8 protein-coding genes and 1 other annotated feature are annotated in these 12,713 nt (G+C 61.7%); of the genes, 4 read left to right on the top strand and 4 right to left on the bottom strand.

The annotated features are described in order from the left end of the window. The first annotated feature begins 5 nt into the window (after positions 1-5). Genes NI20_RS0100040 through NI20_RS0100025 form a run of 4 tightly spaced genes read left to right on the top strand, consistent with a single transcriptional unit; the run spans position 6 to position 7,681 of the window. The gene (locus NI20_RS0100040; RefSeq protein ID WP_033119421.1) at positions 6-1,184 is read left to right on the top strand and encodes a phosphoribosylaminoimidazolecarboxamide formyltransferase; all 1,179 of its coding nucleotides are present in this window, start codon (positions 6-8) and stop codon (positions 1,182-1,184) included. A 17-nt stretch (positions 1,185-1,201) separates the two neighbouring features. After that, positions 1,202-2,479: a phosphoribosylamine--glycine ligase gene (gene purD, locus NI20_RS0100035; RefSeq protein WP_033119420.1), complete on the top strand. Its 1,278-nt coding sequence runs from the start codon at positions 1,202-1,204 to the stop codon at positions 2,477-2,479. After that, positions 2,480-6,148: a phosphoribosylformylglycinamidine synthase gene (locus tag NI20_RS0100030; RefSeq protein WP_033119419.1), complete on the top strand. Its 3,669-nt coding sequence runs from the start codon at positions 2,480-2,482 to the stop codon at positions 6,146-6,148. Between the two features lie 24 nt (positions 6,149-6,172). After that, the gene (locus NI20_RS0100025; protein WP_033119418.1) at positions 6,173-7,681 is read left to right on the top strand and encodes an IMP dehydrogenase; all 1,509 of its coding nucleotides are present in this window, start codon (positions 6,173-6,175) and stop codon (positions 7,679-7,681) included. A gap of 58 nt (positions 7,682-7,739) precedes the next feature. Here NI20_RS0100025 and NI20_RS0100020 read toward each other — a convergent pair whose 3' ends face one another. The 4 genes from NI20_RS0100020 to NI20_RS0100005 all read right to left on the bottom strand — a co-directional run bounded on the left by NI20_RS0100020 (position 7,740) and on the right by NI20_RS0100005 (position 11,997). Continuing rightward, the gene (locus NI20_RS0100020) at positions 7,740-8,480 is read right to left on the bottom strand and encodes an acyl-[acyl-carrier-protein] thioesterase (RefSeq protein WP_033119417.1); all 741 of its coding nucleotides are present in this window, start codon (positions 8,478-8,480) and stop codon (positions 7,740-7,742) included. Between the two features lie 697 nt (positions 8,481-9,177). Then, on the bottom strand, positions 9,178-9,975 hold the full coding sequence (locus tag NI20_RS0100015) for an ABC transporter ATP-binding protein (RefSeq protein WP_033119416.1): 798 nt from the start codon (positions 9,973-9,975) through the stop codon (positions 9,178-9,180). Between the two features lies 1 nt (position 9,976). Beyond that, positions 9,977-10,885, bottom strand: coding sequence for an ABC transporter permease (locus NI20_RS0100010; protein WP_033119415.1), 909 nt, complete (start codon positions 10,883-10,885; stop codon positions 9,977-9,979). A gap of 80 nt (positions 10,886-10,965) precedes the next feature. Beyond that, positions 10,966-11,997, bottom strand: a complete 1,032-nt coding sequence (locus tag NI20_RS0100005; protein WP_033119414.1) for an ABC transporter substrate-binding protein — start codon at positions 11,995-11,997, stop codon at positions 10,966-10,968. A gap of 99 nt (positions 11,998-12,096) precedes the next feature. Beyond that, positions 12,097-12,351, bottom strand: a binding site (T-box leader). Positions 12,352-12,713 lie beyond the last annotated feature (362 nt).

Below are 12,713 nucleotides of genomic sequence, written 5' to 3'. Positions count from 1 at the left end.
ACGATATGAACGAGCTCGAACTCAAATACGGCTGCAACCCCAACCAGAAGCCTGCGCGCGTCTTTATGAAAGACGGCGGCGACCTGCCGTTCACCGTGCTGAACGGCAAGCCAGGCTACATCAATCTGCTCGATGCCTTCAACTCCTTCCAGCTCGTGCGCGAGCTTAAGGAGGCCACGGGCCTGCCCGCCGCGGCGAGCTTCAAGCACGTCTCTCCCGCGGGCGCGGCGCTCGGCCTGCCGCTCGACGAGGTGGACAAGCAGATTTACTTTGTTGAGCCCGACGCGGCCCTTTCGCCCATTGCCTGCGCCTATATCCGCGCCCGCGGCGCGGACCGCCTCTGCTCCTACGGCGACTGGGCGGCGCTCTCCGACGAGTGCGACGCCGCGACGGCGGAATATCTGAAAGGCGAGGTCTCCGACGGCATCATCGCCCCCTCGTTCAGCGAGGAGGCGCTTGCCATCCTGAAGACGAAAAAGGGCGGCAAGTACAACATCGTGCAGATGGACCCCGCCTACATTCCCGCCCCGCAGGAGCAGAAGGATGTCTTCGGCGTCACGTTCGAGCAGGGCCGCAACAACTGCAAGATCGACGAGTCGCTGCTTGCGAACATCGTCACCGAAAATAAGAATCTTCCCGATGACCCGAAGCGCGACATGATCGTTTCGCTCATTACGCTCAAATACACGCAGTCGAACTCCGTCTGCTACGCCAAGGACGGCCAGACCATCGGCGTCGGCGCCGGCCAGCAGAGCCGCATCCACTGTACGCGCCTTGCCGGCAGCAAGGCGGACAACTGGTATCTCCGCCGCCACCCGAAGGTGCTTGCGCTGCCGTTTGTGGACGGTATCCGCCGCCCTGACCGCGACAACGCCATCGATGTTTATATTTCCGACGAGTGTGACGACGTTTTGGCCGACGGTGCATGGCAGCGCGTCTTCAAGGAGCGCCCCGAGCCGCTGACGGTGCAGGAGCGCAAGGACTGGGTCGCCCGCCAGAGCGGCGTGACCGTCGGCTCCGACGCGTTCTTCCCGTTCGGCGACAATGTTGAGCGCGCGAGAAAGAGCGGCGTCACCTACATCGCGGAACCCGGCGGCTCGATCCGCGACGACAACGTCATCGAGACCGCGAATAAATACGGCATCACCATGGCCTTTACCGGACAGAGATTGTTCCATCACTAAAAGGAGGAACGAAACGAATGAAACTCATGGTCATCGGCGGCGGAGGCCGCGAACACGCCATTATCAAGAAGTTAAAAGAAAATCCCGCAGTTGAGGAAATTTACTGCCTGCCCGGTAACGGCGGCATCGCCGCCGACGCGGTCTGCGTGCCGGAGATCGGCGCAAAGGACATCCCCGCGCAGGTCGAATTTGCGAAAGTGCACCGGATCGACTACGCCGTCGTCGCGCCGGACGATCCGCTGGCCCTCGGCGCGGTGGACGCGCTGACCGAGGCGGGCGTTCCGTGCTTCGGCCCCGACAAAAAGGCCGCCGTCATCGAGGCGAGCAAGGCATTTTCCAAGGACCTGATGAAAAAGTACGGCATCCCCACGGCAAAGTATGAGCTCTTCACCGACGCGGATGCCGCCTGTGCCTATATTGACGCGCAGGGCGCGCCCATCGTCGTCAAGGCCGACGGTCTGGCGCTCGGCAAGGGTGTCGTCGTTGCGCAGACGGTGGAGGAAGCAAAGGCCGCCGTCCGCTCCATGATCGAGGACAAGGCCTTCGGTCAGAGCGGCGCGCGCGTCGTCATCGAGGAGTTCATGGAGGGGCCCGAGGTCTCCGTTCTGAGCTTTACCGACGGCGAAACCGTTGTTCCCATGGTGTCTTCCATGGACCACAAGTGTGCGCTGGACGGCGACAAGGGCCCGAACACCGGTGGCATGGGCACGATCGCCCCAAATCCCTGCTACACGGAAAAGATCGCGGACGAGTGCATGCAGACGATCTTCCTGCCCACGATCCGCGCGATGAAGGCCGAGGGCCGCCCCTTCAAGGGCTGCCTGTACTTCGGCCTGATGCTCACAAAGGACGGCCCGAAGGTCGTGGAGTACAACTGCCGCTTCGGCGATCCCGAGACGCAGGTCGTGCTGCCGCTTCTCAAGTCCGACCTGCTCACGGTCATGCAGGCGACGACGAACAGTACGCTCAAGGACGTCCCCGTCGAATTTTCGACCGATTCCGCCTGCTGCGTCGTCCTCGCCTCGAACGGGTACCCCAAGAAGTACGAGAGCGGCTTCCCCATCACGATGAGCGAAGAGGCCGCCGCGCACACCTACGTTGCGGGCGCGAAAAAAGACGGAGACAAGCTCCTGACCGCGGGCGGCCGCGTGCTCGGCGTTACCGCCGTCGCCCCCACGCTGGAAGAAGCCGTGAAGGAGGCCTACCGCTTATCGTCCGAGGTCGATTTTGCCAACAAATACTGCCGCAGCGACATTGGCCGCCGAGCCCTCGCCGCGCAAAAGGAGAGAGAGTAAATGGTCTATCGCGTCTGTGTTGAAAAAAAGCCAGGCCTTGCGCCCGAGTGCGCGAGCCTTCTTTCCGACTGCCGCTCGTTTCTGGACCTCAAGGGTCTCGAAAGCGTGCGCATCTGGAACCGCTACGACGTTGAGGGCATCGACGAGGCCCTCTTTGCCTATGCCACAAATACCGTTTTCTCCGAGCCGCAGCTCGACCTGACGAGCGGGGAGATCGACGCGAGCGGCGCTGCCGCCGTCTTTGCTGTCGAGCCGCTGCCCGGCCAGTTCGACCAGCGCGCGGACAGCGCGGCGCAGTGCATCCAGCTCCTGAGTCAGGGCGAGCGCCCGCGCATCCGCACGGCGAAGGTCTACGCGCTCTACGGCACGCTCTCTGAAAAGGACGTCGAGGCCGTCAAGCACCACGTTATCAACCCCGTCGAGAGCCGCGAGGCCTCGCTTGCAAAGCCCGAGACGCTCGAAGAGAACCTCTCCGAGCCCAAGCCCGTCGCATCGGTCGACGGCTTTACCGGAATGGATGAATCGGCGCTCTCGGCACTTCTTTCGTCCATGGGTCTTGCGATGGACTTAGACGACCTCAAGACCTTGCAGGCCTATTTCCGCGACGAAGAGCACCGCGACCCCACCGTGACCGAGGTGCGCGTCGTCGACACCTACTGGTCCGATCACTGCCGCCACACGACGTTCTCTACGCATTTGGATGAGGTCAGCATCGAGAATCCCGCCGTCAAGGATGCGTATGACCGCTACCTCGCCGCGCGCGAGGAGGTCTACGGCATCGAGAAGGCCGCCAAGCGCCCCCAGACGCTCATGGACATCGCGACCATCGGCACCAAGACGCTCAGGAAACGCGGCCTTCTCCCCGAGCTCGATGAGAGCGAGGAGATCAACGCCTGCTCCATCCATGTTCCCGCCAAGGTGAACGGCGAGGAGCAGGACTGGCTGCTGATGTTCAAAAACGAGACCCACAACCACCCCACCGAAATTGAACCCTTCGGCGGCGCGGCCACCTGCATCGGAGGCTGCATCCGCGACCCGCTCTCCGGCCGCGCTTATGTCCATCAGGCGATGCGCGTCACCGGCGGCGGCGACCCGCGAAAGACGCTCGCGGAGACCCTTCCCGGAAAGCTCCCCCAGCGCAAGCTGGCGCAGACCGCGGCGGCGGGATATTCGTCCTACGGCAACCAGATCGGCCTTGCCACGGGCCATGTCGCCGAGCTCTACCACGAGGGCTACATTGCCAAACGCCTTGAGTGCGGCGCGGTCGTCGCCGCGGCGCCCGCCAAGAACGTTGTGCGCGAGCGTCCCGCCCCGGGCGACGTCGTTATCTTGCTCGGCGGCCGCACGGGCCGTGACGGCATCGGCGGCGCGACCGGTTCGTCGAAGAGCCACGATATGAAGTCCCTCACCACCATGGCGAGCGAGGTCCAGAAGGGCAACGCGCCCGAAGAGCGCAAGATCCAGCGCTTGTTCCGAAACGGCGAGGTCACCCGCCTCATCAAGCGCTGCAACGACTTCGGCGCGGGCGGTGTGTCTGTCGCCATCGGCGAGCTGGCCGACGGCCTCGAGATCGAGCTCGACGCCGTGCGCAAGAAGTATGAGGGCCTCGACGGTACCGAGCTTGCGATCTCCGAATCGCAGGAGCGCATGGCCGTCGTCGTCGCGGCGGAGGACGAGGAAAAGTTCATCGCTGCCGCGCAGGCCGAAAACCTGGAGGCCTACCGCGTTGCAGTCGTCACCGAAAGCCCCCGCATGGTCATGCACTGGCGCGGGCAGACGGTTGCCGACCTTTCGCGCGCGTTCCTCGACACGAACGGCGCGGTCAAGCACGCGAGCGTCCGCGTCGAGGCGGGAGAGGAGAAGACTGCTTCCGCGCCGCGCACGCTGCGCGATATGGCGGGCAGCCTCAAGAGCGCGTCCCGCCGCGGCCTCGCCGAGCGCTTCGACTCCACCGTCGGTGCGTTCTCGCTGCTCATGCCCTTTGGCGGCAAGACGCAGCGCAGCCCCTCGCAGGCGATGGCGGCGCTGCTGCCGGTGCTGCCGGGCAGCAAGACCGAGCAGGGCAGCGTGATGGCCTGGGGCTGCGACCCCGACGCACTGAGCGCCGATCCTTACACGGGCGCGCACAGCGCGGTCTACACCTCGGTTGCTAAGATCGCCGCTGCCGGTGCAGATTATCACAAGGCATATCTTACCTTGCAGGAATTCTTTGAAAAGCTCCGCAACGAGCCTGCGCGCTGGGGCAAGCCCTTCTCCGCGCTGCTCGGTGCGCTCGATGCCCAGCTTGAACTGGGCGCTGCCGCCATCGGCGGCAAGGACTCCATGTCTGGTACCTTCCTTGACCATGACGTGCCGCCGACGCTTATCTCCTTCGCCATCGCGCCCGTGCTGGCAGGCGAGATCGTGACGACTGACTTCAAGGCTGCCGGTCGCGGCGTTTACCTCTTCGCCGGCGCGACGCCCGAAGAGCAGAAAGCGGCGTGGGAACGCTTTACCGCGCTTGCCCGCGCGGGCAAGGTCGCAAGCGCATGGGCGGTTGAAAACGGCCTTGCCGAGGCAGTTTTCAAGATGTCGCTCGGCAATGAGATCGGCTTTGCCGCCGAAAAGACTGCGCGCGACTGGTTTGCTCCCATGCCCGGCGCGATCGTCGCCGAGTTGACGGAGGAAGTTTCCGATGCTGTGCGCATCGGCGCGACCACAGCGGAAAAGACCATCTCCCTCGGCAGCGACGAGGCGAGCATCTCTGGGCTGCTGGCCCTGAACGATTCCGTGCTCGAATCGGTCTACCCGACGAAGACGCAGGATGCCGGCACGGTCGAGAGCTTTACCTATGAAACGGAAAAGCGCGTTGCGCCCGCCGTCAAGACCGCGCGTCCGAAGGCGCTGATCCCTGTCTTCCCCGGCACGAACTGCGAGTACGACACCCAGCGCGCCCTGCTCGAAGCAGGCGCGGACGCCGAGCAGTTCATCATCCGCAACTTAACGAGCGCCGACGTTGCTGACAGCGTCGAGCACTTTGCCAAGGCCGTGAAGGATAGCCAGATCATCGTCATCCCCGGCGGCTTCTCCGGCGGCGACGAGCCCGACGGCAGTGCCAAGCTCATCACGGCGTTCTTCCGCAACGCCGCGGTCAAGGAGCAGGTCACGGACCTCCTCGAAAAGCGCGACGGTCTGATGCTCGGCGTGTGCAACGGCTTCCAGGCGCTCATCAAGCTCGGTCTCGTTCCCTATGGCAAGATCATGGACACCGACGCTGATTTCCCGACGCTCACCTACAACGTCATCGGCCGCCACCAGTCCCGTCTGGTCCGCACGCGCGTGTGCTCCAACAAGTCCCCCTGGCTTGCGGGTACGAAGGTCGGCGACATTTACACCGTGCCCATTTCGCACGGCGAGGGCCGCTTCCTCGCATCCGAAGAGCTTGTCAAAAAGCTCGCCGAAAACGGCCAGATCGCCACGCAGTACGTAGACCTTGACGGGTATGCTACAATGGATGCAGCATTCAACCCCAACGGCTCGATCTGTGCCATCGAGGGCATCACCTCGCCCGATGGCCGCGTATTCGGCAAGATGGGGCACACCGAGCGCATCGGCAAGGAGCTTTACCGCAATGTCCCCGGACAGTATGAGATGGAGCTGTTCACCTCTGCCGTGCGCTATTTCAAGTAATTTAAGAAGAGAGGAGCAGACCCAATGGCTTATTATTATCCCGAACCGTCTCACACGTTCAGCGAATATCTGCTCGTCCCCGGTTACACGTCCGAGGACTGCATTCCTGACAACGTCTCGCTCAAAACGCCCCTCGTGCGCTACCGCAAGGGGCAGGAGGAGTGCCCCATCAGCCTGAATATTCCGATGGTCTCGGCCATCATGCAGTCGGTGTCGAACGACACGCTGGCCATCGCGCTGGCAAAAGAGGGCGGCCTTTCGTTCATCTTCGGCTCCCAGTCCATCGAGAGCGAGGCCGAGATGGTGCGCCGCGTGAAGAGCAATAAGGCGGGCTTTGTGCCGTCGGCCTCGAACCTGACACCCGAGCACACGCTGGCCGATGTTTTGGCCCTCAAGGAGAAAAACGGCTTCTCGACTGTCGCCATCACCGAGGATGCGACGCCCAACGGCAAGCTCCTCGGCATCGTGACGAGCCGCGACTACCGCGTGAGCCGCATGAGCACTGATTTGAAAGTGCGCGAGTTCATGACTCCGCGCGAAAAGCTCGTCACCGCTCCTGCGTCGACCACGCTCAAGGAGGCTAACGACATCATCTGGGAGCACAAGCTCAACGCGCTGCCCATCGTGGATGAAAACGACCACCTGCTCTACTTCGTCTTCCGCAAGGACTACGCCGAGCACAAGGAGCACCCCCTTGCGCTTCAGGATGACAAGAAGCGATACCTCGTCGGCGCGGGCATTAACTCCCGCGACTACGCCGAGCGCATCCCCGCGCTTGTGGAGGCTGGCGCGGATGTGCTGTGCATCGACTCGTCCGAGGGATACTCCGTCTGGCAGAAGAAGGTCATCGACTACGTGCGCGCGAACTATGGCAATACCATCAAAATCGGCGCGGGCAATGTCGTCGACCGTGACGGCTTCCGCTTCCTCGCCGAGAGCGGCGCGGACTTTGTCAAAGTCGGTATCGGCGGCGGCTCCATCTGCATCACGCGCGAAACGAAGGGTATCGGCCGCGGCCAGGCCACCGCGCTCATTGAGGTGAGCGCCGCGCGCGACGAATACTTCCGCGAGACCGGCGTGTATGTCCCCATCTGCTCCGACGGCGGCATCGTGCACGACTATCACATGACGCTCGCGCTCGCCATGGGCGCGGACTTCCTGATGCTGGGCCGCTACTTCGCCCGCTTCGACGAATCGCCGACGAACAAGCTGCTTGTCAACGGCGTGTACGTCAAGGAATACTGGGGCGAAGGCTCGAACCGCGCGCGCAACTGGCAGCGTTACGACCTCGGCGGCAAGACGGGCCTTGCGTTTGAAGAGGGTGTGGATTCCTACGTCACCTACGCGGGCTCCCTGCAGGATAACGTCGCCCGCAGCCTTTACAAGGTCAAGTCGACCATGTGCAACTGCGGCGTGACGACCATCCCCGACCTCCAGAAGAACGCGAAGCTCACGCTCGTCTCCGCCACCAGCATCGTCGAGGGCGGCTATCACGACGTCACCCTCCGCGCCACGAACGCCAGCAACAACTAAGCATCCTCAAGAACAACAAAAAGCGGTTCCCGAAAGGGAACCGCTTTTTTATGGTTGCTTACTTGCAGAACGTCACGCACGCCTGCGAGGCAGTTTTGCCGTCCGGCTTGACGATGCCGATGCGGCACGTGCCGTCATCGAGTGACTTCTTGTAGACCGTCAGCGCCTCGCCCTCGAAGCACGGTGTCGAGTAGTGTAGCTCGACCGATTGAATATTACCGCTCGCGAGCTCCTTTGCCGAAAAGCAGTCGAGCAGCAGGCGTACATAGGCCACGTTGTTCATGTGGTGGCCGAGGTCGATGTCCGTCGGCCGCACGGCGTAGTGCGAGAAAAGGTCGGCGTCCTCAAACTTTTCATGGAAGCGCTGCAATTTTTCGGGGATGGCCGTCTCGGCGGGGAAGGGGTAGTCCTTCGGGAAGCCCGAGTCGCCAAAGCGGATGATCTTCTGCTCCAGTCCTAAGATGGCCCACTCGGTCTTGCCGCGGGCAATGACCGCCTCACCGCGCGAGAGTGTGTAACTGCGGTACGTGCGTACGTCGCGCTCGCTGCACGCCTCCGCCCACGTGCGCACCGTGAGTTCGTCCATCAGGTACGCGCGCTCAAAGAGATCGACGCGCGTGTGGACCGTGAGCCAGAATTCACCCTTTTTCGCCATCGCGCTGCTGCCGACGCCCAGCACCTCCGCGTGCTGCGCTGCGATGCCCTGAAAAATCGTAAACGCCGCCAACGGCGACAGCGCGCCCGACGCGTCACAGTAGTCGGGCGTGACGGTAAGACGTTTTTCAAAAATGCTCTCCATGCAGTTCTCCTTTGAATTTGTCGTTTTCTTAACGATAAGTATAGCATGGAATTGGTATTGCCTCAAGCGGACAAATTTGATCGTTCGTTAAAATGTTACGCACATTGTCCCCTGCGCCGTGCAGGGAATGCGAATAAGGGAGGGGGTATCTCTTTTCAAAAAAGAGATATCCCTCCCTTACACCCTCCCACAGAAAATTTCCATTGCAAGCGAGCAGCTCAAAGAGCTGCAATGCTTGCCGATTGCACTTCCTGCGCGCGGCGGAGCCGCGTTGGGTGTTGCTATACGATTTGCCTCTACTTCTATTATCCGCTGCCGCTCTGCCAGTCTCGTAGTAGTGCCGCCTAATCACCGTCTAACGGGGAACCCATCAATGCGGCGAGCGCAGCAATGCCGCATTTCGCAGGCAGTCTGCCGCCGAGGTAGCGTCACTCGCGCCTCACGATAGTAAGGCGCGGTTGCTGGTCAGTAACGAATCGCAGGGATTCATGGTGAAGCCATGTACACCGCACCCGATTGCGCAGCGCGTGCAGTCATTCAAGCTATAAACTGCCAATGTCGGGGGTCGAGGGGTACTCCCCTCGCGTTCTCTTGGGGGATTTAAAGGGGGCCATTCTCTCACGTGAGAGAATGGCCCCCTTTATTCGCACTCCCTGCGCGGCACAGGGAATAAGGAGCAGCACTTTGTGCTGCAATTTTATTCCGATAAAAGAATTCTGTCGTTATCAAGCTCATGTCCGGCACCTGCTTTGAACCGCGCGATGAGATCGTCGACTCCCATCCCCGCGCGTTCACTGCCCGCGACGTCGAGCACGATGCGCCCGTCCGCCATCATCAGTGTGCGGTTGCCGAGCTCAAGTGCCTGATGCATGTTGTGCGTGACCATCAGGCAGGTGATGTGACTTTCCGCCACGACGCGGCGGGTGAGGTCGAGCACCTTTTCCGCCGTTGCGGGGTCGAGCGCCGCGGTGTGCTCGTCAAGAAGTAAGAGCTGCGGCGGCACCATCGTCGCCATCAGCAGCGTGAGCGCCTGACGCTGGCCGCCGGAGAGCAGGCCCACGGGGTTTTTCATGCGGTCCTCAAGGCCCATGTCGAGCTGCTTGAGCTGCTCGGCGAAGAACTCCTTGTCCTTCTTGCTGATGCGGCTGAACGGATTGCCGTGCGCCGCGCGCAGGTACGCGAGCGCAAGGTTTTCTTCGATCGTCATGCTCGGCGCGGTGCCGCGCAGGGGGTCCTGAAAGAGACGCCCGATGCGGCGGGAGCGCTCGTGCTCGGGCATGAAGGTGATGTCCTTGCCCGCGAGCGAAATGCTGCCCTCGTCGGCATAAAAGCTGCCCGCGATGGCGTTGAAGAGCGTCGACTTGCCCGCGCCGTTCGATCCGACGATGGTGACGAAATCGCCCTCGTCCAAATGCAAAGAAAGGGAAGAAAGCGCCTTTTTTTTATTCACCGTGCCGGGGTTGAAGGTCTTGGAGAGATTTTGAATGTCCAGCATCTTACACGCCCTCCTTATTTCTGGCGGCCATTTTGCGCTTCTGGAATGTCGCCCACTTCTGGATGCTCGGCGCGGCGATGGCCAGCGCCACGATGATGGCCGTCAGGAGCTTCAGGCACTCGACGGGCACGATCTTCGTGTAGAATACGATGGCGTAGATGAAGCGGTAAACGATCGAGCCGAGAATCGCGGCGATGACGCCCTTTTTGACGCTTCTGCGCCCGAGCAGTGTCTCGCCGATGATGAGGCAGGCGAGGCCGATGACGACGATGCCCGTGCCGGAGTTGATGTCCACAGTCTTCTGATACTGGCCGACGATCGCGCCGGAGAGCGCCGTGAGCATGTTGGCAAGGCACAGGCCGACCGTGATCGTGAACGACGGATTCAGGGACGAGGCGCGCACCATGTCGGGGTTATCGCCCGTGGCGCGGATGGAAAGACCCATGCGCGTGCCGAGAAACAGCACCAGCAGAAGACCGGCCAGGATCGTGACGAACGCTGCGAGCAGCAGCTCGTACCACTCGCCGCCGATGCCGGTCTCGCGCAGCATCGTGAAGACGGTCTTGCCGCCAAGCAAGCTCTGGTTGGATTTCCAGCCCATGGCCATCAGGTTCACGGTGTAAAGGCCGGTGTTCGTGACGATACCGGCGAGGATCGACGGCACGCCGAGCTTCGTCTGCAAAAACGCGGTGACAAAGCCCGCGCACGCGCCCGCGAGCATCGCGGCGAAGATGGCGAGGACAGGGTGTCCCGCGGCCGTCACGGTGACGGACACGGCCGCGCCGAGGACGAAGCAGCCGTCAGTTGTCAGATCGGCGATGTCGAGGATGCGGTAGCTTAAAAACAGCGCCATCGCGACCAGCGCGTAGAGGAAGCCCAGCTCAAGGGCGGTCTGCGTGATGATGAGCATGGGGAAATTCTCCTTTCAGGCCAATTTCCCCCGACGGAAGGTAAGGGGAAAGGCAGTTCATTTGCGGGGAAACGGTTTTCTTAGTCCTTGGTGGTCGTGACCTCGACGACGGTGCCCATGCTGTCAAAGAAGGAGTAGTCAAGGCTCATCGCGGCGGCGGTGTCGGTGTTGACGGTGATGATGCCGCCGTCCATCAGGTAGTAGTCCTCCATACCGTCCATACCGTCGGTGATGGCGGAGTAGGCGAGGTCGGCGGTCTTGACGCCGAGGTCGGTGTAGTTCACGCCGCAGGTGGCGTAAGCGCCGTTGCGGACGAAGGAGTCAGCGCCGGTGTAGTGGGGGATGCTGGCCTTGGCGAGGTCCTCATAGATGGCGAGCTCGGCGGCCATGATGACGTTGTCAGTCGGGGTGAAGACGGCGTCCACACCGTCGGCGATCAGCGCGGAAGCGGCAGCGACGACCTCGTCGTTTGTGTTCGCGGTCTGCTCAACGTACTCGATGCCCTTGGCGTCGAGGTAGGCCTTCGTGTCGGCGATGGGCTTGGTGGAGTTGGGCTCAGAGAGGGAGTAGAGCAGGCCAACCTTGGCGATGTCCGGATTCTGGGCGAACATCATGTCCATGATGAAGCTGGTGTTCAGCGCGTCGCTCGTGCCGGTCACATAGTCGATGCCCGTCAGGCTCGCAGCCTCGGGATCGGAGACGGCGGCATAAACAACGGGGGTCTTGGTGTCCTCAGCGGAGAGAGCAGAGATCTGCGCGGCGGTCGTCGCGATGGGGATGATGGCGTCGACCTGATCGGCGATCGCCTGATCGGACAGCTGCTTTAAGATGGTCTGGTCGTTCTGGCCGGAGGCGATGTCGTATTCGATGGTCACGCCGTTGTCGGCTGCGATCTTGTCGAGCTCGGCGGCCACAGCGTTTGCGATCTCGTCGAGAGAGGCGTGGTCGAGCTGCTTGATGATGGCGACCTTATAGGTCTTGCCGCTTTCGTCGCCGCCCTGCTGGGCGTCGTTGCTGCTGTCGTCGCTCTTGCTGCCGCACGCGGCCAGAGACAGGGTCATCGCACCGGCGAGGGCCAGGGTCAGAAGCTTTTTCACCATGTTGTTTTTCATTTTTGTTTTCCTCCAAATTTATTTGATTTCGGGTGGCAGATGAGGTCCTGGTTTGCCGGAACAGGAGGAATATAAAGAAAAAAGACCTTCATCCCATACACATGGGACAAAAGTCATCAAACTTCTGCGATACCACCCAAATTGACGTTTTGTAAAACGCCCGCTCGCTTACGCGCACCATCATACGCGCCCCGATGGATAACGGGTGGGATACCCGTCGGTCCCTACTTGACTTCCGCCGTTCGGTCCGCCCTCTGAAGTCCATTCACCGACCGTCCGCCGCCCCGATCACACCACCCGGGACTCTCTTTGTGCTTATCTGCATCGGCTACTTCTCTCCGTCATAGGTTTGAAGCTCTTCACTTGTTGGTTGCATTATAGCACGCGGGGCCCACTTGTCAAGTGGGTTTTTCAAAAAAGTTGCACTTTTTTGATTTGCCCAACGGGTGAGGGAGTTTCCCGCGCACGGCGCGGGAGGGAGAGGCAGCGCCGATGGCGCTGCGCGGATAAGGGGGCCATTCTCTCCCGTGAGAGAATGGCCCCCTTGGACCCCCAAGAGAACGCAAGGGGCTCTGCCCCTTGACCCCGCACATTGCGGGTTTGCAGCTTGAATGACTGCACGCGCTGCGGAATCAGGTGCGGTGTACATGGCTTCGCCATGAATCCCTGCGATTCGAAACATTCAGCAACCGCGCCTTACTATCGTGAGGCGCGAG

Origin of the sequence: Oscillibacter sp. ER4 (assembly GCF_000765235.1) — a bacterium.
Lineage (GTDB): Bacteria > Bacillota > Clostridia > Oscillospirales > Oscillospiraceae > Hominicoprocola > Hominicoprocola fusiformis.
This window is presented reverse-complemented; position numbering and strand designations above follow the sequence as displayed.

Bases quoted from the DNA above. Each gene is read 5' to 3' on its own strand.
- NI20_RS0100015 (WP_033119416.1), bottom strand. From the start codon at position 9,975: ATGCTGGACATTCAAAATCTCTCCAAGACCTTCAACCCCGGCACGGTG.
- NI20_RS0100025 (WP_033119418.1), top strand. From the start codon at position 6,173: ATGGCTTATTATTATCCCGAACCGTCTCACACGTTCAGCGAATATCTG.
- NI20_RS0100040 (WP_033119421.1), top strand. From the start codon at position 6: ATGAACGAGCTCGAACTCAAATACGGCTGCAACCCCAACCAGAAGCCT.
- purD (WP_033119420.1), top strand. From the start codon at position 1,202: ATGAAACTCATGGTCATCGGCGGCGGAGGCCGCGAACACGCCATTATC.
- NI20_RS0100020 (WP_033119417.1), bottom strand. From the start codon at position 8,480: ATGGAGAGCATTTTTGAAAAACGTCTTACCGTCACGCCCGACTACTGT.
- NI20_RS0100010 (WP_033119415.1), bottom strand. From the start codon at position 10,885: ATGCTCATCATCACGCAGACCGCCCTTGAGCTGGGCTTCCTCTACGCG.
- NI20_RS0100005 (WP_033119414.1), bottom strand. From the start codon at position 11,997: ATGAAAAACAACATGGTGAAAAAGCTTCTGACCCTGGCCCTCGCCGGT.
- NI20_RS0100030 (WP_033119419.1), top strand. From the start codon at position 2,480: ATGGTCTATCGCGTCTGTGTTGAAAAAAAGCCAGGCCTTGCGCCCGAG.